Source organism: Arthrobacter hankyongi (assembly GCF_022012395.1).
Classification (GTDB): domain Bacteria; phylum Actinomycetota; class Actinomycetes; order Actinomycetales; family Micrococcaceae; genus Crystallibacter; species Crystallibacter hankyongi.
The window spans coordinates 43,197-66,782 of record NZ_JAKLTQ010000026.1 but is presented as its reverse complement, the minus strand read 5'-3'; the positions used below and the strand labels follow the sequence as shown (position 1 = coordinate 66,782).

General features: G+C 65.6%; 27 protein-coding genes. 16 read left to right on the top strand and 11 right to left on the bottom strand.

Translation table 11 applies throughout. The features are described 5' to 3' along the window. On the top strand, positions 1 to 619 hold a 619-nt coding region (locus LVY72_RS21910; protein ID WP_237826586.1), incomplete at its 5' end, for a helix-turn-helix domain-containing protein. Between the two features lie 153 nt (positions 620 to 772). On the opposite strand, the gene zwf is transcribed toward LVY72_RS21910, so the two are convergent. Further along, positions 773 to 2,218: a glucose-6-phosphate dehydrogenase gene (zwf, locus tag LVY72_RS21905; RefSeq protein WP_237826584.1), complete on the bottom strand. Its 1,446-nt coding sequence runs from the start codon at positions 2,216 to 2,218 to the stop codon at positions 773 to 775. A 220-nt stretch (positions 2,219 to 2,438) separates the two neighbouring features. Between zwf and LVY72_RS21900 the strand changes: the two genes are divergently transcribed. From LVY72_RS21900 to LVY72_RS21880, 5 genes are all read left to right on the top strand, one after another. Beyond that, the gene (locus LVY72_RS21900; protein ID WP_237826582.1) at positions 2,439 to 4,019 is read left to right on the top strand and encodes a GMC oxidoreductase; all 1,581 of its coding nucleotides are present in this window, start codon (positions 2,439 to 2,441) and stop codon (positions 4,017 to 4,019) included. A gap of 48 nt (positions 4,020 to 4,067) precedes the next feature. Continuing rightward, a complete protein-coding gene (locus LVY72_RS21895) occupies positions 4,068 to 5,477 on the top strand; it encodes a cytochrome ubiquinol oxidase subunit I (protein ID WP_237826580.1) in 1,410 nt (469 codons plus the stop codon). Positions 5,478 to 5,485: 8 nt separating this feature from the next. Beyond that, positions 5,486 to 6,529, top strand: a complete 1,044-nt coding sequence (locus tag LVY72_RS21890; protein ID WP_237826578.1) for a cytochrome d ubiquinol oxidase subunit II — start codon at positions 5,486 to 5,488, stop codon at positions 6,527 to 6,529. A 63-nt stretch (positions 6,530 to 6,592) separates the two neighbouring features. Further along, positions 6,593 to 7,090 carry an FAD-dependent oxidoreductase gene (locus tag LVY72_RS21885; RefSeq protein WP_237826576.1) on the top strand — a complete coding sequence of 166 codons (498 nt, stop codon included), beginning with the start codon at positions 6,593 to 6,595 and terminating at the stop codon, positions 7,088 to 7,090. Between the two features lie 477 nt (positions 7,091 to 7,567). Continuing rightward, the gene (locus LVY72_RS21880; RefSeq protein WP_237826567.1) at positions 7,568 to 7,906 is read left to right on the top strand and encodes a carboxymuconolactone decarboxylase family protein; all 339 of its coding nucleotides are present in this window, start codon (positions 7,568 to 7,570) and stop codon (positions 7,904 to 7,906) included. 67 nt (positions 7,907 to 7,973) lie between these two features. Here LVY72_RS21880 and LVY72_RS21875 read toward each other — a convergent pair whose 3' ends face one another. Both LVY72_RS21875 and LVY72_RS21870 read right to left on the bottom strand, forming a co-directional pair. Then, complete coding sequence (locus tag LVY72_RS21875) at positions 7,974 to 8,336, bottom strand: hypothetical protein (RefSeq protein ID WP_237826564.1); 363 nt, start codon at positions 8,334 to 8,336, stop codon at positions 7,974 to 7,976. 213 nt (positions 8,337 to 8,549) lie between these two features. Then, a complete protein-coding gene (locus LVY72_RS21870; protein WP_237826562.1) occupies positions 8,550 to 8,930 on the bottom strand; it encodes a hypothetical protein in 381 nt (126 codons plus the stop codon). A gap of 442 nt (positions 8,931 to 9,372) precedes the next feature. Here LVY72_RS21870 and LVY72_RS21865 point away from each other — a divergent pair, with 442 nt between their 5' ends. Continuing rightward, positions 9,373 to 9,645, top strand: coding sequence for a hypothetical protein (locus LVY72_RS21865; protein WP_237826560.1), 273 nt, complete (start codon positions 9,373 to 9,375; stop codon positions 9,643 to 9,645). Between the two features lie 194 nt (positions 9,646 to 9,839). On the opposite strand, the gene LVY72_RS21860 is transcribed toward LVY72_RS21865, so the two are convergent. After that, entirely contained in the window at positions 9,840 to 10,343 is a 504-nt protein-coding gene (locus LVY72_RS21860) for a DUF4188 domain-containing protein (RefSeq protein WP_237826559.1), read from the bottom strand. A gap of 55 nt (positions 10,344 to 10,398) precedes the next feature. Here LVY72_RS21860 and LVY72_RS21855 point away from each other — a divergent pair, with 55 nt between their 5' ends. Next, on the top strand, positions 10,399 to 10,968 hold the full coding sequence (locus LVY72_RS21855; RefSeq protein ID WP_237826557.1) for a TetR/AcrR family transcriptional regulator: 570 nt from the start codon (positions 10,399 to 10,401) through the stop codon (positions 10,966 to 10,968). 13 nt (positions 10,969 to 10,981) lie between these two features. Here LVY72_RS21855 and LVY72_RS21850 read toward each other — a convergent pair whose 3' ends face one another. The 4 genes from LVY72_RS21850 to LVY72_RS21835 form a co-directional block, all read right to left on the bottom strand. Further along, entirely contained in the window at positions 10,982 to 11,458 is a 477-nt protein-coding gene (locus tag LVY72_RS21850; RefSeq protein ID WP_237826556.1) for an alpha/beta hydrolase-fold protein, read from the bottom strand. After that, complete coding sequence (locus LVY72_RS21845; RefSeq protein ID WP_237826555.1) at positions 11,458 to 11,670, bottom strand: hypothetical protein; 213 nt, start codon at positions 11,668 to 11,670, stop codon at positions 11,458 to 11,460. The genes LVY72_RS21850 and LVY72_RS21845 overlap by 1 nt, the downstream gene beginning before the upstream one ends. Before the next feature lie 189 nt (positions 11,671 to 11,859). After that, positions 11,860 to 13,485 carry an ABC transporter ATP-binding protein gene (locus LVY72_RS21840; protein ID WP_237826553.1) on the bottom strand — a complete coding sequence of 542 codons (1,626 nt, stop codon included), beginning with the start codon at positions 13,483 to 13,485 and terminating at the stop codon, positions 11,860 to 11,862. Between the two features lie 18 nt (positions 13,486 to 13,503). After that, on the bottom strand, positions 13,504 to 14,661 hold the full coding sequence (locus tag LVY72_RS21835) for a DUF1611 domain-containing protein (protein ID WP_237826548.1): 1,158 nt from the start codon (positions 14,659 to 14,661) through the stop codon (positions 13,504 to 13,506). 1,570 nt (positions 14,662 to 16,231) lie between these two features. Here LVY72_RS21835 and LVY72_RS21830 point away from each other — a divergent pair. The 5 genes from LVY72_RS21830 (at position 16,232) to LVY72_RS21810 (ending at position 18,969) form a co-directional block, all read left to right on the top strand. Then, the gene (locus LVY72_RS21830) at positions 16,232 to 17,167 is read left to right on the top strand and encodes an alkaline phosphatase family protein (RefSeq protein ID WP_237826547.1); all 936 of its coding nucleotides are present in this window, start codon (positions 16,232 to 16,234) and stop codon (positions 17,165 to 17,167) included. Between the two features lie 172 nt (positions 17,168 to 17,339). Then, positions 17,340 to 17,783 carry a helix-turn-helix domain-containing protein gene (locus tag LVY72_RS21825; protein ID WP_237826546.1) on the top strand — a complete coding sequence of 148 codons (444 nt, stop codon included), beginning with the start codon at positions 17,340 to 17,342 and terminating at the stop codon, positions 17,781 to 17,783. A 60-nt stretch (positions 17,784 to 17,843) separates the two neighbouring features. Continuing rightward, complete coding sequence (locus LVY72_RS24800) at positions 17,844 to 18,116, top strand: HepT-like ribonuclease domain-containing protein (protein WP_237826543.1); 273 nt, start codon at positions 17,844 to 17,846, stop codon at positions 18,114 to 18,116. Positions 18,117 to 18,340: 224 nt separating this feature from the next. Continuing rightward, positions 18,341 to 18,559, top strand: a complete 219-nt coding sequence (locus tag LVY72_RS21815; RefSeq protein ID WP_237826541.1) for a type II toxin-antitoxin system VapB family antitoxin — start codon at positions 18,341 to 18,343, stop codon at positions 18,557 to 18,559. Beyond that, positions 18,556 to 18,969 (top strand): PIN domain-containing protein, encoded by a 414-nt coding sequence (locus LVY72_RS21810; RefSeq protein WP_237826539.1) that lies wholly within the window; start codon positions 18,556 to 18,558, stop codon positions 18,967 to 18,969. The genes LVY72_RS21815 and LVY72_RS21810 overlap by 4 nt, the downstream gene beginning before the upstream one ends. A gap of 448 nt (positions 18,970 to 19,417) precedes the next feature. On the opposite strand, the gene LVY72_RS21805 is transcribed toward LVY72_RS21810, so the two are convergent. From LVY72_RS21805 to LVY72_RS21795, 3 genes are all read right to left on the bottom strand, one after another. Continuing rightward, a complete protein-coding gene (locus LVY72_RS21805; protein WP_237826536.1) occupies positions 19,418 to 20,017 on the bottom strand; it encodes a TetR/AcrR family transcriptional regulator in 600 nt (199 codons plus the stop codon). Positions 20,018 to 20,112: 95 nt separating this feature from the next. Further along, entirely contained in the window at positions 20,113 to 20,844 is a 732-nt protein-coding gene (locus LVY72_RS21800) for an ABC transporter ATP-binding protein (RefSeq protein ID WP_237826535.1), read from the bottom strand. Then, complete coding sequence (locus tag LVY72_RS21795) at positions 20,841 to 21,983, bottom strand: ABC transporter permease (protein ID WP_237826533.1); 1,143 nt, start codon at positions 21,981 to 21,983, stop codon at positions 20,841 to 20,843. Before LVY72_RS21795 ends, LVY72_RS21800 begins: the two co-directional genes overlap by 4 nt. A gap of 346 nt (positions 21,984 to 22,329) precedes the next feature. Between LVY72_RS21795 and LVY72_RS21790 the strand changes: the two genes are divergently transcribed. The 3 genes from LVY72_RS21790 to LVY72_RS21780 all read left to right on the top strand — a co-directional run bounded on the left by LVY72_RS21790 (position 22,330) and on the right by LVY72_RS21780 (position 23,557). Next, positions 22,330 to 22,611, top strand: a complete 282-nt coding sequence (locus LVY72_RS21790; RefSeq protein WP_308190859.1) for a type II toxin-antitoxin system RelE/ParE family toxin — start codon at positions 22,330 to 22,332, stop codon at positions 22,609 to 22,611. A gap of 1 nt (position 22,612) precedes the next feature. After that, positions 22,613 to 22,909 (top strand): HigA family addiction module antitoxin, encoded by a 297-nt coding sequence (locus LVY72_RS21785; RefSeq protein ID WP_237826594.1) that lies wholly within the window; start codon positions 22,613 to 22,615, stop codon positions 22,907 to 22,909. A 210-nt stretch (positions 22,910 to 23,119) separates the two neighbouring features. Next, the gene (locus tag LVY72_RS21780; RefSeq protein ID WP_237826532.1) at positions 23,120 to 23,557 is read left to right on the top strand and encodes a VOC family protein; all 438 of its coding nucleotides are present in this window, start codon (positions 23,120 to 23,122) and stop codon (positions 23,555 to 23,557) included. Positions 23,558 to 23,586 lie beyond the last annotated feature (29 nt).

The window sequence follows — 23,586 nt, the reverse complement described above, 5'->3', positions numbered from 1 at the left end:
TGTGCATCTTCGGTGGCGGATTCGTGGAAGTGGGGCGCTGGTGACCAAGCCGACCAAGAGAACTTTCTCGTTCGAGTTCAAGCTTGACGTGGTGCGGCGGTTCCTGGCGGGCGAGACCAACATCGACTTGGTCCGCGAGTTCGACCTGTCCTCGCCTAAGCTCATCGGGAAATGGGTGAGCCCGTACCGCGCGGAGGGCGAGGAAGGTCTTTGGCCCAAGCCCAAGGGACGCCCGTCAGGGACTCCCCGGCGGGCAGAAGCGCCAGGAGTCCGAGCTGGAGCGGTTGCGGGCGGAGAACGCCTACTTGGGAAAATTGCGGGCCTTGAGGGCGCAGGAACGACGGTGAAGGTCCAGGCAGCGGACGGTACGCACCAGCAGGTGATCGGCGTCGTCGTCGGCGGGCGGTCGGGTATGCGGGGTGACCTCGTCCTCGCTCTCCCGCGGGCCCATGGTCAAGGCGTCGCCGACCTCAACCCAACCCGCCGGGGTCTTCCAGGTCGTGCAGAGGACGTTGGGCCCGGGCTCATACACCTGGGCTCTCGGGTGGTTGATTCCGAACGGGCCGAGCCCGAAGAAGCCGGCTCCGCGATCGAGCAAGGTGCCGAACACGCTGGGTGAATCGAAACGCGGGACGCAGCCAGCCGACGCTTCCGTCGGGCGCGATGAGGGCGCCCGTGTGGCAGTTCGACAGGAAGGCATAGTCCGCGATCGGCGGGAACGGGGAGGGCGCGGCAGCGCTCTGCTCGGTGGCCTGCCGCGGAGCGTTGGGACTCATGCCGGCACCCAGGGCCGGTGCCAGCCGACGTAGTCGGCGGTCAGTTCATCTGCAGCTGCCGGACCCCAAGACCCGGGCGCGTAGCTGTGCACCGGTGGCGGCGCGTCCAGGAGTGGCTGCATGATCCGCCACGTCTCCTCGACCCCGTCCTGGCGGGTGAATCGCGTACTCTTCCCGACCATCGCCGCCTGGAGCAACACCTCATACGGAGTCGGCCCCTCGCCCCCTTCATCGGCGAACTCCATGTCGAGATCAATGGCGGCGGGGCCGACCGTGTCCGCACGTAGAGCCTCGACCTTGAGCCTGACGCCGGTCGACGGATCAAGCTTGATGACGATCTGGTTGGGCTCCGGTCGGCGATCGGATCCGAAGTTGAAGCCGAGCCGGGGCGGGTGCTTGAACACCAGCCGAAGCTCGGTCTGAGTGACCGGAAGCTTCTTGCCGGTCCGAATGAAGAACGGCACCCCCGACCAGCGCCAATTGTCGATATCGAGCCGCAACGCGGCGTACGTCTCCGTCGTCGAATCCGCGGCCACGCCGTTGATGCTCCGATAACCCTCGTACTGGCCGCGGACGTAGTGGACAGGATCGGCCTCGGAGACCGCGCGGAACAAAGCGACCTGCGAGTCCTTGAGCGTTTGCGGATCACCCCCAGACGGTGGCTCCATTGCGGCCGCCGACACGACCTGCATGAGGTGATTGACCACCACGTCGCGCAGCGCACCGACGGGATCGTAGAAGTGGCCACGGTCCTCGACACCGAAGTCCTCGGCCATCGTGATCTGCACGCATTCGATATAGTTCCGGTTCCAGATCGGCTCAAGCATCGTGTTGGCGAACCGCAGGTAAAGGATCTCCTCCAGGCCCATCTTCCCCAGGTAGTGGTCGATCCGGTACAACTGCGACTCGTCGAGGTACTGGTGCAACTCCTCGGCCAGGGCGCGAGCCGAGGCTCGGTCACTCCCGAACGGCTTCTCCACCACCACCCGCCCCGTCGCGGTCAGGCCGGCCCCGGCGAGGCCCTTGACGACTGTGCCGAACAGGAAGGGTGGGACTTCGAGGTAGAACACAGGGCTGTCGGCGCCCTTGATCGCCTCGGCGACCCGCCCATAGGTCGCTGCATCGCCGAAATCGCCCTGCACATAGGACAGCCGGGCCGCGAAACGGCCGAAGACGGCGGCGTCGATCACCTCCCCGGTGCCCTCGATCGACACCCGGGCCCGTTCCACCAACTGGTCAACCGTCCAATCATCGACAGCCACCCCGACGATCGGGCACTGCAACAAACCCCGCCGCTCCAGCCGGTACAACGATCTGAACGTCATCACCCTGGCCAGGTCGCCGGTGATCCCGAACACCACGAACACATCGGCGGAACCCTGACCAGCGCTAGCCGGCTGGCCACGTCCAGCCGCGCTTCGGCTATCCATCGTTGCTGTCATGGCATCTCCTCGACGTGATCGACCCTCTACCGGCAAAATGAATCTGCTCGTGGCCTCCGTGCCGGAGCTGACGCAGACCGGCTTCTATCAGAGCCAACCACCGCCTCCCGGTCCCCGTCATCACCTATCTTGGGTGATGACGCCGTCCGCTTCGGGGGCAAGGATCAATGTCTAGAGGAAGCATCGGTAGATCTGAGAACCCGGCCCAGGAGGCTCCGGCATGACAGACGACCAGCACTATGACGTTGTCATCATCGGGACGGGAGCCGGGGGCGGGACGCTCGGCCACCGGCTTGCTACGAACGGGGCGAAGGTGCTCTGGCTGGAGCGAGGTCCGTTCCTGCCGCGCGAGCGCGACAACTGGCAGACCGAGGCGGTGTTCGTCCGCGGAAAGTACCTTGCCAAAGAGCTGTGGTATGACCGGCACGGCCGCGAGTTCCAGCCCGAGGTCAACTACTACGTCGGCGGGAACACCAAGTTCTACGGCGCGGCACTGTTCCGCCTCCGTCCGGAGGACTTTGGCGAGCTACGCCATCATGGCGGAATCTCACCGGCGTGGCCGATCTCCTACGACGACCTGGAGCCCTACTACACCCAAGCCGAACATCTCTACCTGGTGCACGGTCAGCACGGCGAGGACCCGAGCGAAGGCCATGCCAGCGCGCAGTACGCCCACCCTCCGGTATCCCACGAACCCCGCATCCAGCAGTTGAACGACGACCTGGAGAAGCTCGGGCTGCACCCCTTCCACCTCCCGATCGGCGTCAACCTCCGGGAGGTCGAACCTGGACGGGTGGCACGGGCAAGCGCATGCATCCGCTGCGACCGGGTCGATGGCTTCCCGTGCCTGCTAAACGCAAAATCGGACTCGCAAGTCATCTGCGTGGATCCGGTGCTCTCCCAGGACAACGTCACACTGGTCACTGGCGCCCAAGTGCAGCGCCTGGAAACCGACGCCTCAGGACACAGCGTCACCGAGGTCGTCACAACCTTGGACGACGGCACCGAGACCAGATTCACCGGCGACATCGTGGTCGTCGCCTGCGGCGCGGTGAACTCCGCCGCCCTGCTGCTCAGATCTCGCCAAGACCGCCACCCCGACGGGCTGGCCAACAGCTCCGGAGTGGTCGGCCGGCACTACATGCGGCACAACAACATCGCGCTGATGACCGTTTCCCGGGAGCCCAACCCCACGCTGTTCCAGAAGACGCTGGCGATGAACGACTGGTATCTGGGATCCGACGACTGGGACTATCCGCTCGGCGGTATCCAGATGCTCGGCAAGTCCGACGACGAGGAGATCCGCGCGCAGTCGCCGCGATGGGCCGGCAAGATCTCTCCGGACCTGCCCTTCGAGGTGCTGGCGCACCACGCCGTCGACTTCTGGCTCTGCGGCGAAGACCTACCGCAGCCCGACAATCGCGTCACGCTCGACGCGGACGACGCCATCCACCTCAGCATCGATGAGAAGAACAACGTCGAAGGAGTAAAGCGGCTGCGCCACAAACTCGACGGCTTGCTCGGCAAGCTGGGCATGCACGAGCACCATCTGCTGGACCGGAGCCTCTACCTGTACAGGAGCATGCCGATCGGCGCCACCGCGCACCAAGCAGGCACCGTCCGTTTCGGCCGAGATCGCGCAACCAGCGCTCTTGACGTGAACTGCAAAGCCCACGACCTGGACAACCTCTACGTCGTCGACACCAGCTTCTTCCCCAGCATCGGCGCCGTGAACCCGTCCCTGACCGCAATTGCCAACGCCCTGCGGGTCGGCGACCATCTCACCGAACGCCTTGGCTAGTCCCCGGGTCGCCATGGCAGCTGTCAATCTCGCTGGAAGGGGTGCGACATGACGCTGTTCGCCGACGTCCTCATTCCCATGATGGAGGTGAACCCGGTTCCGTGGGCTCGAGCACAGATGGCGTTCACGCTGGCCTTCCACATCATCTTGGTGCCACTCGGCGTGTCCTGGTCGGTGATGGCGCTGATCGCCAACTATCGAGGCATCAGGCGGGCCGAGGCTGACGCCATCCGGCTCGCGCAGCGCTGGTCGAAGTACATGGCGGTCACCTTCGCAGTCGGCGCCGTCACCGGAACGGTTCTCTCCTTCGAGTTCGGCCTGCTGTGGCCTCAGTTCATGGGTCACTGGGGCGAGGCGTTCGGGGTGCCCTTCGCGTTCGAGGGTCTCTTCTTCTTTCTCGAGGCCGTTTTCATCTCGATCTACATCTTCGGCTGGCGGCGACTCAAGCCCTGGACCCACTTTTGGACCGGTGTCCCAATCGCCGTCGCCGGCATCTTCGGCAGCGTTTCGGTGGTGGCCGCCAACGCGTGGATGAACTCCCCCGAAGGGGTCACTCTGGACACCGCCGGGAACGTCGTGGCGGTGGACCCGCTCGGGGTGATCTTCAACAGGGCGATGCCGCTGATGGCGGCGCACATGGTGGTTGCGGCCTACTTGGTCGGCGGCTTCCTGGTGGCCATGGTCTACGCGACGGCGATGCTGCGCGGGCGGCGGGACCGCTACCACAGGCTCGGCTTTCTCATCGCCTTCACTGTGGCCGCCATCGCCGTTCCGGTGCAGATGGGGGTCGGTGACGGTCTAGCTCGCTGGGTCTATAGCAACCAGCCGGTCAAGTTCGCCGCCATCGAGATGGTGCCGACGACCAGCAGTGACGTGCCCGAGACGCTGCTCGGCCATCTCAACTCAGAAGGACAAGTGGTGGGCGGTGTCCCCATCCCCGGGCTCGCCTCGTGGTTGTCGGACCCCAGCACTGGCCGGGCGACCGTCGTGCAGGGGCTCGACACTGTACCCGCCGACGAGCGGCCGACGAACCGCCAGGTGAACGTCGTCCATCTCGCTTGGGACATCATGGTCGGCGTCGGCACTGCCCTTTTCCTGCTGACGCTGTGGTACTGGACATCGTGGATCTTCCGACGAGATATGCCTCGCAGCAAGTGGTTCCTGCGCTGCGCCGTCGCCGCCGGACCCCTCGCCGTCCTGACGATGGAGGCGGGCTGGACCGTGAGCGAGGTCGGCCGTCAGCCGTGGATCGTCTACAACAAGATGCGGGTGGAGGACGCCGCGACCACCAACACCGGAGTTTGGATCACCCTCATCGCGGTCACGATCCTCTATATCGGGCTGGGCGTCACCACAGTCCTCGTCCTGCGCGGGATGAGTCGTCGCTACCGTGAGGCACGACGATTCGAGGAGACAGACTCCCCGTACGGGCCGCGCGAGCCGGTGAAAGAGACCTAGGGTCACCCATGGATACCGCCGCAGCCCTGCTCTTGTTCGCTGCCATCACCATCTACGCGATCTTCGGCGGCGCTGACTTCGGTGCCGGCTTCTGGGACCTGACCGCTGGTGGCGCGCAGCGTGGGGAGCGGCCGCGCGAGGTAATCGACCACTCGATCGGGCCCGTGTGGGAAGCGAACCACGTGTGGCTGATCTTCATCTTCGTCGTGCTCTGGACGTGTTTCTCCGAGGCCTACGCGTCGATCACCTTGACCATGTTCGTGCCCCTCACCCTGGCGGCCCTCGGCATCGTCCTGCGCGGTGCCAGCTTCGCCTTCGGGAAGGCGGTGTTTCGGCAGCGAGCCCGCCGCAGCTTCGGCGCCATCTTCGCCGTCTCCTCGGTGCTGGTGCCCTACTGCTTCGGCGCCATCGCGGGAGGTATCGCATCCGGCCAGGTTCCGGCCGGCGGTCGGGCGGGCGATCCGCTGCGCAGTTGGGTCAACCCGACGTCGGTCGTCATGGGTCTGCTCGCCGTATCCGTGACGGCCTACGTCGCCGCGGTACTGCTCACCTGGGATGCCCATCGCCTCTCCGACGAGGCGATGGTCGGCTACTTCCGCGTCCGCGCCGTGGCGGCTGGGGCCGTGGCTGGAGCCGTCGCGCTGGTCGGTCTCTTCGTCGTACGCAGCGAAGCCAGCTACGTCTTCGGAGGACTCACTTCACGCGCCCTGCCGCTGGTGATCATCTCGGCGGTCGCCGGGCTCGGCGCGCTTTTCCTGCTCCGAGGCCGACCCCACCGCGGAGGGCGGCTGGCTGCGATCGCCGCGGCCGGCGCCCTCGTGCTGGCCTGGGGCGTCGCGCAGTGGAACTACCTGCTGCCCGAAACGCTTACGGTCTCGGCGGCCGCTGCGCCGTCGGGCACGATCACGGCCGTGCTGGTCGCGGCCGGTCTCGCCGTGCTGTTGATCGTGCCGGCCTTCATCTTGTTGTACGTGCTCGACCAGCGCGGACTGCTTCCCGAAGAAGGCGTCGACGACGAGCCCGGCCGGGGCCCAGGGGCCAGCCGTGCCTGACTTCACTGACGAGGTGGCAAGCAAGCGAGCCGTTGACGCGGGGTGTCGACTGGAGGGTGGACGATGGCAGATCGGAAAACAGCTGAGCGAGTTCTGGTGCTCGGTGGCGGGCCGGCCGGGGTGGCCTATGCGCGGGAGCTCGGGGACAGCGGGATCGAGGTCATGCTGTTCGACCGCAACGACTACAACCAATTCCAGCCGTTGTTGTACCAGGTGGCCAGCTCCCAGCTGCCCGCCGAGGACATCGCCCGCCCCCACCGGGGACTGCCACCGGACCATCTTCGAGGACCCATCGAAGGCGTTAGCACCAGCTCTTTTCAAGACGTTATTCGGTTACGGAACGTGGTTGAATTAGGTTTAATGTGTAGCCTCGATGCTTATCCTGGCAAAACGCCGCCCGGTACTTTCGAGTGCCGGGCGGCGTTTTTTTGCATCATCTGGCCAGCTGGTTGGGAGTGCTTACGACGTCGGAATCGAAGACGTGCCTGGCCGCGAGGACGATCTCGGTGGCCGGCCGAGATTCGGCGTCGTAGTTCGGAAGCCAGCACTGTGCCCGCCTGACAGCCTTCTCATGCCTGCGGCAGGCGTTTTTATCTGAGGCCGCGCAGCGCGAGCTAATACTTGCAGCTTCACCAGGATTTTCCGGCAGTCCTCGGCCTGCCACCGCTCTTCCATATTCATGCCGTGATTCTTCCATGCGCGGTTGGTCCGCCCGAGAAAGCATTCTTTGAGGGATCCTTCGACTCAACATTTCCTTAAGGAAGGTGTGGTGCGAGTTGCAGCGTCCGGTCAGCGAGAATGAGATTTCAGCAATTCTGCGTGGCGCATGGTGAGAGAAGCGGCGACTAAGAAAGCAGAAAATATGACGCATGCGGCTATTGCCAGCAGATAAATCGCAGTGACTACCATGGCCACAGGCGCGGTCATCCTCTGCGGGTGATGTCGTCCTCCGCTTGAGCGGAATAGGTTGGCAGGACAGTTGTGGAGATCCGATCTCATCGCGTCTCCCGACCCGCGGCCCCGCAACCAGATGGAGAGATGACCATGGCCGAAGAAGAGAACCCAGTCAGCGACGCCCTCCTGGAGATTACCAGCGCATCGCTCGAACGCTGCAACCTCGAACCTCGCGAGATGATGCTGGCACGGATCGCAGCACTCGCGGCAGTGGATGCCCCGCCCGCCTCCTACCTGCTCAACGCCGGCCCCGCAGCGGACGTGGGAATCACCTTGGAGGATGTCCAGGGCCTCCTCATCGCCGTTGCGCCCATTGTGGGCACCCCCCGGGTCGTGGCTGCAGCCAGCAACCTCACCATGGCACTGGGCTTTGCCATCGGGATCGAAGCCGCAGCCGCCACTGAAGCCGAAGCCGAAGGCTGAAGCCGAAGCCGAAGGCTGAACGAGTCAGGGATGTCGGGACGGCGCCGGCGTGAACGCGGCAGGCCGCTCAGGCCTCGAAGTCGTAGTTGATCTTGAGGGCCGCGGCGCTGGCGACCTCCCGGAACCGGTCTTGCCCGATAGCAGTGACGGGGGAGTCGTCCCCGAGCCACGGGTTGGCTTTGGCCAACCAGGCGCGGGCGGTATCCGGCCCCTCCGCTCCGGCTAGGAGATACCACTCCGCCCAGGCGAAGCGCAGCCGCCGCGCCTCTGTCGCATCCGGCTCCCGGCCGTCCTCCGTGCGCCACCGGGTAGCGATGCTGTACTCACCGCTGCCGGCCAGCGCGGCGACCAGGTCCGGCCCGAGGTGGCCTATCAGCTGCGCGGCCACCGTGCGGATGTCGGGTTCTGCCGGGATCTCCGGGATGCCCATCGGTGCCTCCTGTCCGCTGACCTGGCCCTGAGCCTACCTGCGGGCCGGGATGGACAGCAGAGGACACAACCGGGTCACGCTCCCCGGGTGGGCGGCGGGCCCCGGGCGCTCACGGTGGAGGGGCCGACGGTGCCCGATGGTACGTATGGCCCGATGACCAGATCGGCCCCTCGGCAGCGGTGAGGGGCCGCCGGGAACGGGTCAAGCCGTGACTCACCTCTCGCGGGCACCTTCCAGGAGCGTACCGGCGGCAGCGGCCGTTTCATGGAACCGGCCTTCCCGGATCGCCCTGAGCGGGGACCGCTGGCCAAGCCGTGAATTGACCGCCATGAACCAGGCCTGGGTCGCCTCCCTGCCCTGGAGATCCTCGATTCTGCGCAGGAGGTCGTAGGCGAACCACAGTCTGTGCTCTTCGGGCGCCGACGGCACCAGCCGGCCGCTGGCCCACCCGCGGACCACTCCAGGCTCCCGTGCCCCGGCCAGATGCACCACCAGTTCCGGCGTCAGGACCTGGCACAGCCATTTCACCAGGACGGGCATTTCCTCCAAGGCCGTTCCGGCGGCTTCACCGGTGTCGTACCGTGTGTCCTTCATCCGGAACCCCTATCACCGGCCCAGGCCGTCCGCTACCCTGCGGCTCTCCCGGCAGTGTACGGTGATCTCCTCGTTTCACCCCAACACCCGGCAGGGGCCGGAGGCTTCGCGGTGGGCTACGAGAGGGTTGTCGGGGAATCGATGCCCTGGACCGATATGGGTCGGTGACGAAACGTATGCGCTGTCGTCGACGAAAATGTTCGACGGGAAGCTCGGAAGTTTGGCCGGTTCGTCGGCGCCGGAGGGTGGCGCCTCCCAATGCGGTCGCCGGCGGTGCAACAAAGGCTGAAGATGCGAAGACCACCGTGAGCGATCTTGGCGGTTTTCTGGCTGCCTATCGAAGATTAGGCGGCTGTGGTAATTTCTGCGTGGGTTAGGAGTTCCTCACGCGATTGCCTACCGATCCGGCTCCTAATGCCGCCATTCGAAAGCAGAGGCAACGATGGCAACCCTATTAATCTTTCACGAGGTCGACGACGTTGACCACTGGCTCAGCTCGCCGCGGCGCCAGGAACTCTTCGGACCGTTGGGCATGACTGTTCGGACCTTTGTGGACCCGGAGAAAACCAACCGCGTCGGGCTGATCGTCGAAGTCCCGGACACAGACACGTTCCAGCGAATGATGCAGTCCGAAGCCGCGGCCGACGCCATGAAATTCGACGGCGTACGCCCCGACACGATCCTGGTGCTGGTCGAACCCGAGCGCAACCGCTGACCACCGGACGTAATGCTGGCCGGTCGTTACTTTTGAATATGCAACTGCGCCGGTAGATCCTGTTCTTGCAGTGCAAAAAAGCTGCCCCGCCGGCGCGAACCGGCAGTGGTATAGCAGCTTTGCCTGTAATGCCTGGTTACCGGATGTTTGCTGTGCGGTGCAGGTGTTGGTCCGGGAGCCTTGGCTGAGCCGGCTCATTCGGACAGACGCCGGCTGACCGCGTCTGCTTCCAAACGCTGGCGTGCGGTGTTCAGTCCCACTCCCACCGGTACGTGGCCGGTAGCAGCTGCCAGCCCGAAGACCGGCATGTCGCTATACACGCTTTCCCTGCCACCCGGCATCGTCTCGTAGGTTTCGTGCCATACGCCGACGTCGCCAGTGCCGGCGGATTCGCGCATGAACCGGCGCCAGGGCTCAAGGTGCGGCGCCGACCGGTCGGCCGCGAACCGCTGCAGATGCTCCGGGCTCTTCCAGTAGCTGACCATGATGGTGGTCCGCCCGAACCATTGCTGGTAGCCCAGCAACCCGGCCTCCGGCGTCTTGGCCAAATAGGCAAGCATCCTGGGCATGGCCGCCCCCACCCGTGCCACCTTCCCGAACTTCCACCACCGGTTGGCTCGCATCCCGATCAGGAAGACTGTCACCGGGCCGCCCCCGGGATCGGCAGTGAAACGTCCTGCGTGCACTTGTTCCGACATGTGCCTCTCCTGTCCATAACAGTGTTACAGAACAGTGTTATGCAATACTGGTCCCATGGCAAGACCCATAGTCCACGATGAGACCCTGCGTCGCAGGCTGCTCGACACCGCAGCCTCCCTAATCGCCCGCGACGGCGCCGCCTCCGTCTCGCTGCGCAGTATTGCCGCTACCGCCGGGACGTCGACGACCGCGGTGTACTCACTCTTCGGGGGCAAGGCGGAACTGCTGACTGCCGTGCTCGACGACGGCTTCGCTTCCTTTGCCGCCTCCCAACAAGAAGCCGCCGCTGCCGGCCTCGAAGCATTGGGCCGGGCCTACCGAACCTGGGCGCTGGAGCATCCGGTCCTCTACGGCCTGATGTTCGGCGGCTCACTGGCCAGCCAGGTCCCGTGCCGGCCGACGCCGGGAGCCGCCGGGCCATCGATCGCGCCGCTGTTCGCCGCGGTTGCCGCAGCGCTGCCCGGAGCAGCGGATGACGAGATCGCCTCGATGGTCGGCGTTGTGTGGGGCCAAGTCCACGGGCTGGTGTCACTGGAGCTGGCCGGTGCACCGGCTGCTGGCTGGACCTGGGATGCGGCCTATGATGCCGCCATCGGGCAGATCGGCCGCTCGCTGGGACGCTAGGGAAGATCAGTCCTCAAGCAGCCGGCGGACCATGGCGTCGGCCAGCAGCCGTCGAAAACCCGTAGAGCGGGTCTAGTTCGGTTCCGTATTTGCTGTCCGCGGTGCCGGCAACGAACCGGCCGGCCGTGTGCGGGAATCTGTGCCGGGCCAGCACGTCCAGAGCGTTCTGGGCGATGAACGCGTCCTCGTCGCCGTCGAAGTATTCGTCGACCAGCCGGGCACGGCCGCCGCGGACGGAGGGCTGGGTCTCGCCGGAGAGATCCAGAAAGGTGGGATAGGCCTGCGGGAAGTTCACCGCCAACTGCAGGGCGCAGGTCCCACCGGAGGAGAGTCCGCCGATGGCCCACTGCCGGCTGCCGGCGGTGCCGGCCCCGAGTGTGCTGTGCACCCAGGCCGGCACGTCCACGCTCAGGTAGGTGGCGGATCGGGCCACCTGCGAGTCCAGGCACAGCGGCCACCGGGACGCCCCGCCCATGGACAGGTCCGGCATCACCACCAGCGGGCCAGCCCGTGGTGGGCGGCGTAGTTATCCATGGCCGCAGCGAGGTTGCCGGAGGAAATCCAGGCGCCGGGTCCGCCCGGCCGGCCGTGGATCATGACCAGTACCGGCAGGTTGCCGGCCAGCAGCCACAGCGCCCCGAGTGCGGCCAGCAGGTTGAACAGCAGCGGCACCGGGCCGTCCACGAGCGACAGGTGGGTCATGCGTGCTCCCCCTTCGTCCACCGGGGGAGTCCCGGTCCCCGGACGGGCCGCGGATCAGGAGCCGGCCCGGCTCCGGGACCGTCCCTCCGGTCCGCCGCGGCGTCATTCCGCTTGCCGCCTGGCCCAATACTTACACCCTGCGTCGCCGCCTGGCCTCTGCGGGGAAGGGCGGCGCCGCCGGTTGGCTGATCAGTGCAGGTCCCAGACCGTATAGGCGGACACGAACCGGCCGGGATGGTCCGAGGCGATAATCGCGACGCCGGGGTAGGACCTGAGGACTTCCGCCAGCATCCGGCAGCCTTCCGGTCCGAGGTCGGAGTCGATGTGGTTCAGCAGCAGCAACGGCGGGTCGCCGAGCGTGGCCCGGGCCAGCTGCAGCCTGGCCCGGTCCGAGACTGTCAGGGGCTCGCCGCCGCGCCGCAGGGTGGTGTGTTCGCCCTTAGGCAGCTGGGCCACCCGGGTAGCCAGCTCAACACGGGCCAGGATCTCGCCGGTTCCGCCGCGTGGCAGGTCGGGGCGACGGTAGCGGACCGCCCGGGCAATGGTGCCGCGCTCGGTGAAAGCTCCCCTGGCGGCGTAGCCGGCCAGGAGGCGCCGTTCCGGCCCGGGGGCCGCGCGCAGGTCGTTGCCTGCCACGCGGATGTTCAGCTGCGGGTTCGGGCGCAGCGCGAGCAGTTTTTCAAAAACTTCCGTCGCTTCCCCCGGTTCGTTCGTCTTCAGCACGATCCGGTCGCCCGGCCGGGCGGCGAGCTCCGGCACCGGCCGGTCCGCGTCCAGGCGCAGGCCGGAGATCCGGACGGTGGCGCCGCCGGACTCTGGCGGCCCGGTGATCGCCGTCCGGACGGCATCCCCGGGAAGGGACAGATCGTGGTCTGCCGGCAGCCCGGCTGCCGGGGCCAGGGCGGGAGCAATCATGCGTTTGGCCGCGTTGTAGGTCTGGCGGAATTCTGCCACACGGCCCAGGTCGTTCACGTGGTGCGCGAGCAGGCCGACCAGGGTCAGGGCGGCGGCCGTTGTTGCCGTGTGGATCGACAACCAGGAACCGGTGGCGGCGACGATGACCACGGTGACCGTTCCACTGGCACCCGCGGCGGCGCGGATGTATCCGCCCACTCTGGCGCGGGCGACGGCGGCCTCTGCCACTTCGCCGCCGAGCCTGCCGACCTGCTGGACCTCGCGGTGTTCGCCGCCGGCGGCCCTGATCATCACGGCGGCAGCGACGGTATCGGAGACCTGTGCTGCCAGCCGGCCGCGCTTTTTGCGCAGTGCCCGGGCCTTGGCGAAGGCCGGCTGCGTCAGCACCGCCAGGATGGCGCCGAGAAAGCCCAGCGGCAGCGCCATGGCCAGGGCCAGCGGCGGTGACAGGAACCAGAGCGCGGCCGTCGTCCCGACGAGGACTGGAATGCCGACTGCCAGCGGGGCGATGCCTTGGGTGATCCAGTTCCGTACGCTGGTCAGATCGTTGGTGATCCGGGCTATGGTGATGCCCACCGACGGTCCCTTCCCGTCCGCCAGGACGGCGGCCATCAGGCCGGTGCGCAGTTCCTGGACGTAGTGCTGGCCGAGCCGCTCGGCCAGCACCCGCTCGGCGATGCGCCCGGCAGCGATGCCGCCGGCCGCGGCGAGCAGGCCCGCCACCGCGACGGTGCGGGTCCGGGCATCAGCGGCCCTGAGCAGGTGGGCCATCATGAACGCGCTGGCCCCGGACAGGACCGCCATGCCCAGCCCCGTCGCGACCAGCAGGGCCATCAGTTTCCGCCGCGGTCCAACCAGCAGTCTGGGCAGTTTCGGCGTGCCGGTGTCAGCCTGGTTCATGTCCGTTCCGCAACAGGGTTAACCGTCTGCCGCCTGCGGCAGTAAAGTCACTGCCACCGAAGGCTCGCACAGCGAGACGGTTTGCACAACCGGGACGTTGACGGCCGCCGACGCCTCTTGCGCCGCGATCGGAGAGGACGTCAGGACGCCGGACACCGCGGCGATCGGGATGCCGGCGGCCCGCAGGACCTGCAGTCCGGCGGTGGCACCGAGGGCATCGGCGGCGGTGAAGACCACCGCATCGACGGCATCCCGGAAGAGAGGGTCGGACAACAGCCGGTGCGTTTCGCCCTGGTACACTCCGTCGGCGATCTCGATCAGGACCACATCGGTGGCCGGATCGCTGAGCTCGGCAACCAGGCCGGAGAACACGGCCTGGATGCTGGCGTAGTCCAGTCCGAACGTGGTGGGAAAGCCGAAGTCGGTAAAGTCCATGACCTTGGCGGCACCGGCGTCCACATACATGCCGGGATCGTTGCCGGAGCCTGTTCCGGTGGCCTTGCCCGCCGCGACCGCCAGACCGGCCTCGGTCAACCCCCTGGCCAGGCAGCTCAGTGCCGTAGATTTGCCGGAGTTCATGGACGTTCCCAGGACGGCAATGACCGGCGGCCGCTGCACGGGAGCCGCGTCCCGCGGGGTCGTCGTAGCTGTCGGATCCAACTGCTGCGGGGCCAGCTGCCTGAGGTTGACCACCCCCGAATCGTCGGCGAGCAGCCCGACCGGGGTAATCCGGGTGGCCGTGCCCATCGCGGCATGCTGGGCGATCACCAGACCCGCTACTCCGCCGGCGGCGACCAGGTGGCACGGATCCAGGCTGGGCGGCACCTGGGCTAGGAACTGATCCGCGGCGTACCGGTTGCCGTAGGGCACCAGGATCTCGTCACCAATAAACAGGGCCTGGCGGCGGGATACCGGGCTTTCCAGTTTGGGATGTTGTCCGATCCCCGCAACTTTCGCGAGCACAATATCACCCGCTTGAGGTGCCACTCCGGGTCCTTCCCGAAGGGAAAACCCGTCGGGTGAACGGTCCAGCCGGTCGGCCAGGAAGCGCGTTGTATAGGCTTTCTTGGCCCGCAGGAGGCGCAGCGGTGGCACCGGCTCGATCCGGATCGGGTCACCGGCCACCGGACCGGGCCGGCCGGCGGCAACGTCAAATGAGCTGAGGGTATGCGTCACGGGTCTCCTTCAAGGCAGCCGTCCCCTTCAGTACCATGACCACGCAGCCCGGGCATGACGGGACCGGGCACACTTTGCCTGCCGCGGGGCAGTGCCGCCATTAACCATGAAAGGCAATCGTCAGGTTGGGAAACCGGCTGTCTTCTTCTTGCGGTTCTTGATTCGATGCCGGCCTTGGGCACCGGTAGGCAGGGATGCAAATCGCTCCGGGGAAGGCACGTGCCGCCTGTCGCATGAAGTCAAGATTTGTCGAGCCGGCCCGCCCCAGGGCACCTTCGCCGGAATGATGAAACCTCCCCCGAGGTGCCATCATCCCCACGACGCACATACGGACCGGTGCCACGCTTGCTGCCTGGTCTTGGGTTCTGAATTCCTCCGGACCGCGTCTGCGACCCATTCTGGATGTACCACGGCTGGAAGTCCATCCCCTCGGAAATTCTTGACAAATTCTTAACTGCAGCAGGAATCGGGTATAGATTGGCCTACCTGAGACCAGGAGGCAGGCAGGGATTTCTTCCCGGTTCCAGCGGGACACCTCGCAGCGGGCGGCCAACACCCTCCCGCGGCGGGAGTCAGCCGCGAATGCCTCGGTGCCGACAGCCGGCAAATTGATCAATGAATCCATCAATGCCATTTACCTAACCCATTTTCAGGAGAGGCACACTCCTGATTCTGCCCGGCCCCCATCAGCGATGTCCCCGGCACCTTCGGGCCCCGGTGACATCACCCCCCCCGGATCATGGTCGACTGGGGCAGGAATCATGCCGGGGCCCTCAGGCCAGCACACCCACGTCCTCTCTCAAGGAGGGCTACAAAGAAGGTAACGGGGGGAAGATCCGCAGCCGGTGAGCAGTGCCACGGCTGCCGCGGCGCGATCGATCCTGCAAGGATCGGGTGTGTTCTCGACATTGGAGGCTCCATTCCGAAATGGTTGCGGCGGCCAGCGCCGCCACTGGCAAGTACGATCGTTCTCTGCCCGCACCGGAGCGTGGTCCTCATCCGGGGAAGTTGATCAGTGGAGGCAACATCCGGGGTCGGACGGGCGGCCACGCACGAAAATAGCCGCCCACCGCGTGATCCGCGGCCCCTCGTCATCTTTCTGGAAACTGCCTTGGTCCTGATGCCAGTGCAGTGCCGCGAACCTGACCGGCGCTGGTCAGGTCCTGCACGCTGGCCGCCGTCCCTAAGCTTGATGGGACGCGCACTCGATGCCTCGCGGAGTATCCTGAACGTCTCCCCATGGAAGACCGGGTTGCGCCGTGATCACACCGATTACCAGACCAGTCACCTTCGTGTTTTCCGCGTGGCCAAGAGGATCTCGCTCTTCTCTCTTAGTCCGGCGATTCTCGGGGCAAGCCGGAGGACACGGAGAAAGCCGAAGCCGATGAGCCGGAATGCCGGAAATTTCCAGGGACTGAACCGCGCGGCACGACCCGCGGTGCTGCTTCTTGCTGCCGTTCTCGCCGTGGCTGCCACGGGGTGCGAGCCCACTTCGCCAGGAGGCGGACCGTCGCCGGGTCAGAGCAAGTCCCAATCCCCACAGGCTTCGGGGAAGCCCGGTCACGTCTTCGTGATCAACCTGGAGAACAAGGACTACGACGAGGTCTGGGGCGCCAACTCGGCGGCCACCTATTTGTCGAAGACCCTGCGCGCGCAAGGCGTGCTGCTCTCCCAGTATTACGGGACCGCACACAACTCCAATCCCGACTACCTGGCCCAGATCTCCGGGCAAGGCTCGAACGCCATGACGCGCATCGATTGCCCGATATATGCCAGGTTCAAACAAACCGGAACGTCCAAGCCGGGCCAGGTGCAGGGTATCGGCTGCGTGTACCCGGCCTCGGTTCCCACACTCGCAAGCCAACCCACCTCCGCCGGCAAGACCTGGAAAGGCTACATGGAGGACATGGGCACTCCCTGCAAGCACCCCGAGCCCGGCTCCAGGGACGACCACCAGCGCGCCCAGGTCGGCGACCAGTATGCAACACGCCACAACCCGTTCGTATACTTCGAGGAAATCACCTCGTCCCCGGACTGCCAGAACAACGTGGTGGACTACACCCATTTCGCTGATGACCTGAAGTCCTCGGACACGACACCGAATCTTTCCTACATCACCCCCAATTTGTGCAATGACGGACACGACAGCCCCTGCGTCGACGGAAGGCCCGGCGGTCTCGAAAGTACCGACAGTTGGCTGCAGCAGCAGATCCCGGCCATCCTGGACTCACCGGCCTTCAGGCAGGACGGGGTGCTGGTCATTACCTTCGACGAATCCGAAAGCAACACCTCCGGCCCGTCTGGGGTCCCCGGAGGCACGGCGGGCGGCCGGGTCGGCGCGCTGGTGATCTCGCAATTCACCAAGGGGGGAACCACGTCGGACAGGATGTACAACCACTACAGCCTGCTCGCCAGCATCGAGGACATCTTTTCGGTACCCCGACTCGGATACGCGGGAGCACCCGGCCTGAACAGTTTCGGCCCGGACGTCTTCAACGCCCGGTAACCGCCGGTTCTCCCAGCATTGCCATGTCCGATCCTGGCACCTTCCGCAAACATCCCTTCTGCCGCCTCCTCTCAAGCGGTTCCGTCCTGTCCGCAAGAAGTGGGGCTCATGGCGTGGCTGAGTCCGCGGCATCTGCTGTCAATCTGGGCATCTCACGCGATACGATCAGGTCATGGCGAACCCTGTCCGGGAGCTTCGTGAGGCTGCTGGCCTCAGTCAGGCAGAGCTAGCCCGACGGTCCGGGGTCGCTCAGCCGAACGTTGCCGCCTACGAGGCTGGGCGGCGCAGGGTCTCGGCCGAGATGCTGGAGCGCCTTCGCGCGGCCGCGCGGCCACTGCCTCACGATGCGCTCGCTGCGCGCCGTGCCGACCTGGTGAGTCTCGCCGGGCGCTATGGCCTCAGCAACGTCCGCGTCTTCGGCTCCGCGGCACGCGGCACCGACCGCCCCGGCAGCGATCTGGACATCCTTGTTACCCGTTCGCCGGGCACCGGCCTGCTCACGGTTGCGGCATTCGCTGCAGAAGCGGGGGAGCTGCTCGGTGTCGAGGTCGACGTGGTGACCGACGGCGGTCTGCGCGCCGATCACGAGATCTTGGCAACGGCCGTCGCGGTATGAACGAGCGGGACGCTGCGGTGCTGAGGGAGATCGTTCGCCTGTGGCGTTGGTGCGAATCTCGTGGCGCGCGGCCGTGAGTGGTACCTCGGTGATCCCGACAACGTGCCGGGTCTGGCCGCGGAATCGCTGAGCATGAAGATCGGCGGGAACGTCGCTCGTCTGAGCGCCGACACGACCGACCGGCATCGCGAGATGCCGTGGACGCTGATCAAGCGGATGCGGGACCGCTTGGCGCATCACTACGAAGGCACCGACTATGAGGCGGTCTGGGACACGATGGTCGTCGATCTGCCAACAATCAGCAGGCACATTCAATCGCTCGAAGCAGATTGAGACCTCCATGACCGGCCGCCGGTGAGGTTGCTCCGTGACGGAACGCGGTGGAGTTCCGGTTTAACGTCTGACAACTGCCGGTCCGTCGACTCGAGTTATCCACGGACGGCAGAATGAGGCACGCACCCCGTTTCGCCAAGACTTTAGATGAGTCTCGTCGACGAGTTTCTACGACAAGCCGTTCATTATATAGTCGGATATATAAAGTACGGAAGGAGTTTATCGTGGCAGTCACCAGCGTCGACCTGGATCCGCAGCTGATTGAGCGCGCCAAGGCGCTCACGGGCGAGCGGTCGATCCGAGCCGTTCTCGACCTTGCTCTGCGCCGGCTGATCGCCTCGAAGCAGAAGGGTGCGATGATCGACGGCATTGCGGAGCTGACCGGCCTTGAGACCGAACTCGGCGCGCCGGTGGTCCCTCCGGGCGCGTCACAGCCCTCGTGACCGACTACCTGGTAGACAACTCTGTTTGGGCCCGGCTGGCCTCCGGCGACCCGGGCATCACCGCACGGCTGAGGCGGATCGAGCGAGCATCGGCCGACCTCTTCGTGACCTGCCCGCCGCAGGTGCTTGAGTTTTGCCATAGCGCCCGGACGCCGGAGGAGCATACGCACTACCGGGAGCAGATCTCCCTCGGATTTCCGCTCGAACATGCGCCCGACGAATCGCTGGTACTCGACATCCAAAGCGCCCTGTGGAACTCGGGTCTCGTGCGCGCCGCTGGTTCGCTGGACATCCTCATCGCGGGCTACGCCATTGCGAATGACGCGACCGTGCTGGCGGCGGACCGCGACTTTGACCACATCGCCAGGGTGACCGAATTGCAGCACGAGTACATCGCGCCTTCGCCATGATGTCTTCGAAGAGCGGCGATCGATGTGGCTGCAGGTATCGCTGCTGCGTGTGGGCGATACCCGTGGCCGGTGGGTGACAGCTGAGGTTTTTCCGTGCCGGACCGTGGTGGAATTCAGATTCAATGTCTAGGATCGCATGATTTCAGGACCCCTCTTCCGGCAGAAAGCTGTTGGCAGCGGGGGTCAACTTAATACCGGTTTCGAGAAATCGGGGGCTGGAGAGCTGATCGACTCGAATACGGTGTCAATCGCCACGTCGTCCTTACGAGAATCGAAAACCTCGGGAGAGCAAGGACATCAGCGAGACCGTGTTTGATGTCTCCACGACGGACCCTCATCGGAGGCTCAAGCTTTTGGTCGAGTAGCACTCCGGCCAGGTTGCTTTCCTAGGCCGCATTAGCCTCCGGCGTGGGGAAACCAACGTGGCTGGAGTGCGGTTGGAAGGGAATTAATTCCTCGTGGCTTCTGCGGTTTGGCGTTCTGCCACGAAGGGGCCGAGCAGCGTCCTGAGGTGGGAGTGGACCTGTTTCAGCGTTTGCCCGGATTCGAGCATGCGGGTGCCGGCGTGGACGACGGAGTTGATCATCTCGGCCAGTGACTCGGGGTCCTCAACCCCGAGATCCGTGAGCGTTTCGATCAGCGGTTCCTGCAGTTGGCGGTGCATCCTGGTGGCCTGTTCGTCCAGTTCGGCGCCCGGGGCCAGCGCGGCCAACGCCGAACCTACGGCGTGGGCGCCTTCGGCGACAAGGTCCACGTTGGCCAGGGCGTAGGCCAGGATGCGGTCCGCTGTGGTGGCGGCGTCCGCCATAGCCCCGGTGACGCGCTCGGTCCAGCGGGGGAAGATATCACGCACCAGGGCCTGGAGCAGGTCCTGGCGGGAGTCGAAGTACTGGTAGACGCTGGTCCTTGAGAGCCCGGCCCTCAAGGCCACGGCGGCCATGGTCGGCGCTTCGGATGTTTCCTGCAGCAGTTCGTGCGCAGCGTCCAGCAATGCGCGCTCCTGTGCGGCGCGGTGTTCCGCGACGGTTGCGGCGCTGATTCTGGGCATTGCGGGGTCCTTTGGTGCCGGCTTGCTTACATAGCAAGCCTACGACGGGCGCGGCGGCCGGTCGGGCAGGCCGCCGCGCCCGTGCACGGGGCGTCCTAGGCGACCGGGGCGGCGGCGACTAAGCGGCCGTCCACCATTTCGACGACGCGGTCGCAGTAGCCGAGGACGTCGTGGTCGTGGGTGACCATGACGGTTGCGACGCCGTGCTCGTGGCTTTGCCGGGCGAGCAGTTCCACTACTTCGCGGCTGCGGGTGCGGTCCAGGGCCGCGGTCGGTTCGTCGACGAGCAGGAGTTTCGCCCCGGTGACGAGTGCGCGGGCGATGCCGACGCGCTGCCTTTCGCCGCCGGAGAGTTGGCCGGGCCGGTTCCCGGCGCGGTGGGCCATGCCGACGGATTCCAGCAGCGCAATGGGATCGAAGGTCTTCGGGCCGCCCGCGAGCCGGTTGACTAGCCGGAGCTGGTCTGCGGCGGTCAGGGCCGGGATGAGGTTTCCGGACTGGAACACGAAGCCGATGTTGGAGAGTCGGAAGGCAGCACGTCGGCCCTGGTTCAGCTGGGAAAGGTCTTGGCCGTGGACCGTGACTGTTCCGGAATCCGGGGTGGCCAGCGCCCCGGCGACGGCGAGCAGTGAGGATTTGCCGGAACCGGACGGCCCGACAATGGCGAGGAACTCGCCCGGGGCAGCGTCGAGGCTGACGTCATCTAGGGCTGTCACCCGGGTGCCGCCGTCGCCGAGTTCCATCACAGCGTGGCGGATGGACAGGCCGGTGCTTTGGGGCGTGCCAGCAAGGCCCGTGCCGGCCACAGGGAACGTTGGGTTGGTCATCGCTGTCCTCCAAGGGCATTGAGCGGGTCTATCCGGGAAATGCGCACCACGGCCACGGCGGCGCCGATCAACCCCAGACCAATGGTGAGAGTCGTGGCGACGGCGATCGGGGCGGCCTCCAGCGCGAACGGCATGGCGTCAGGCATGGCGGCGCCGAGTCCGAGGCCGGCGGCGACCCCCAGCGCGGTAAAGCCCACCAGCAGGATGGCGGCCTGCGCCAGTCCATCCCGGAGCAGGTAGCCGGTCGAAGCACCGATGGCCCTCAAAACAGCGATCTCGTGCTTGCGCTGGATCGTCCACACGGTGAAGAACGCGCCAACCACCAGGGCGCAGATCGCGTAGAGAAAGACCTGGATCATGCTCAGGGTCATGGTCTCGGCCTCATAGCCGGGAGATGCGTCGAAGGCGGCGGACAATGACTTGCTGGACGTTCCGGCGGCAGTATCACCGGCGGCAAGGTCCAGCTTCGCGCCGGGCTTGGCCTGGACGGCAACGACGCTGGCGGTATCAAAACTAAGTGCGGACAGCTGCGCGGCGCTCGGGATTCCGGCTGCGGCCCGGCCGGAGGCGATCAGCTGCCAGGTCTTCAGCGGCAGGTAGGCGACGTCGACGTGGCCGAAGGTTGCCTGGCCTTCGGTGAAGCCGACAACTTTGAGCTTCGTGCCGATCCGGTCCAGCGTTACGACCGTGCCGAGGTCGACACCCTCGGCCTTAGCGGTAGAGGAGACGACGATGCCGTCGGTATCTCCGAGGCCCGTGCCTGCGGAGCGGGAAGGTTCCAGGAAGGAGCCGGGCTCTACGCCGAAAAGCGTGAGGTCAACCTGCTTGCCGGAATCGGTGGTGGCATTGGCCATACCGACGCCCATCTTCTCGGCGGCGGCCACGCCCTCGACGCCGCGCCAGGCGCTGAGCTGCTGGTCATCGATCACGGAGCGGGAGAAGGCGTTGTCGGTCTTGGTGCCCTGGTCGAAGGCGAATGCGGTCACCGGCATCGCCTTCAGGCCTGACACGCCGTCGTTGACGAGGCCCGAGGAAAGGCCGGAGAGCATCACCATCAGCACGGCGATGAGTGCAATGACACCGCCCATCAGGCTGAAGCGGCCACGCGCGAACACCAGTTCGCGGAGAGCAAGGAACATTGGCAGTCCTAGGTTCAGAGGAGGAGGATGAAGTTGCCGACATGTCGTCGGCATCTTTCCGACAGCTTGTCAGGAAAAGACGATTCCTTCAAATCTCACGGCGCCGGACTGGCGCCAAGACGGCGCGTAGGCTCATTGAAGGGTGCCGTCGGTTGCTTCCCCGGCGTTTTCGAGCCGCCCGGTCATCGAGCGGCCACCTGGTTCCCGGAGCGGTCGCGGGAAACCTGACTGCGGCCGTGATCCTATGATCCGTCGTGATGCGTATAGGGTTTCTATGTGGCGGAACGTGGGGGAGTTTCGGTTTGACGTCTAGCGTTATTGACGCAGCGCGTTATGTGATGGCGGCGTGATCAGATCGTTCGGCCACTCATCCGCCGAACGGCCCTGGCGTCGTGAGCGGGTCCCGGCGCTGGATCCAAGGATTCAGCGGGTCGCTCTGAGGAAGCTCCGCCAGATCGGTGCGGCCGAGTCCTTGGAGGATCTTCGAGTACCACCCGGCAACAGGCTTGAACGGTTGAGGGGCGATCGACCTGGTCAGCACAGCATCAGGATCAACGACCAGTGGTGGATCTGCTTCACGTGGACGGACACTGGGCCAGAGGAGGTGGAGATCGTTGGCTACCACTGATATGAGTGACAAGCTCGCCCCCATTCATCCGGGAGAAGTCCTCATGGAGGACTTCATTGAAGGTCTTGGTATCACGCAGAACAAGCTTGCTGTGTCGATCGGCGTACCTCCGCGCAGAATCAATGAGATCGTGCACGGCAAGCGCGCTGTTCCGGCCGATACTGCGCTGCGGCTCGCGAAGTATTTCGGCCCATCGCCGCAGTTCTGGCTTAACCTCCAGACGCAGTACGATCTTGACCTTGCTGAGGACCGCGTCTCAGATCAGATCGCCACCATCACGCCGCTCCAGGTTGCATGACAGTGCTGCCGCGCGTTGAGGGCTGGTATGAGGCCGGGGGCGTGTGTAGTACGCGCTGGGGCTGTGGCTGGGCGGGACCTGGTCCGGCGGTAAATGTTGCATGGTCCCGGAACGTGGGTGGAATTCAGGTTCAACGTCTAGCGATATTGGCGCGGCGCGTGGCTGGTAGGGGGCTTCTTTCTGCGCTCCCGGCTCGTTAGCATGTCGCGCATGGCCATCAAACTTGAGAACGTCGGTATCGCCGTTCGCGACCTCGAAGCAGCGATCGCCTTTTTCACCGACCTCGGGCTCACAGTCGTCGGCCGTGACACGGTCAGCGGCGAGTGGACCGACACTGCCGTCGGACTCGATGGAAACCACGCCAACATCGCCATGCTCCAGACCCCGGACGGTCACGGTCGGCTCGAGCTCTTCGAATACATCCACCCCGAAGCGATCGAGTCGGCGCCCACCCGCCCCAACGAGATTGGCATGCACCGCGTCGCCTTCTCGGTCGACGATTTGGACAAGGCCCTTGAGATAGCCGCGAAACACGGCTGCCGTCCGCTTCGGGGTGTGGCGAACTATGAGGACGTCTATCGGCTCACGTACGTCCGCGGTCCCAGCGGCATCATCGTGATGCTCGCTGAGGAACTGAAGAAGAGCTGAGGGCTTGAGTGCTTTTGCTCACGGCTGGC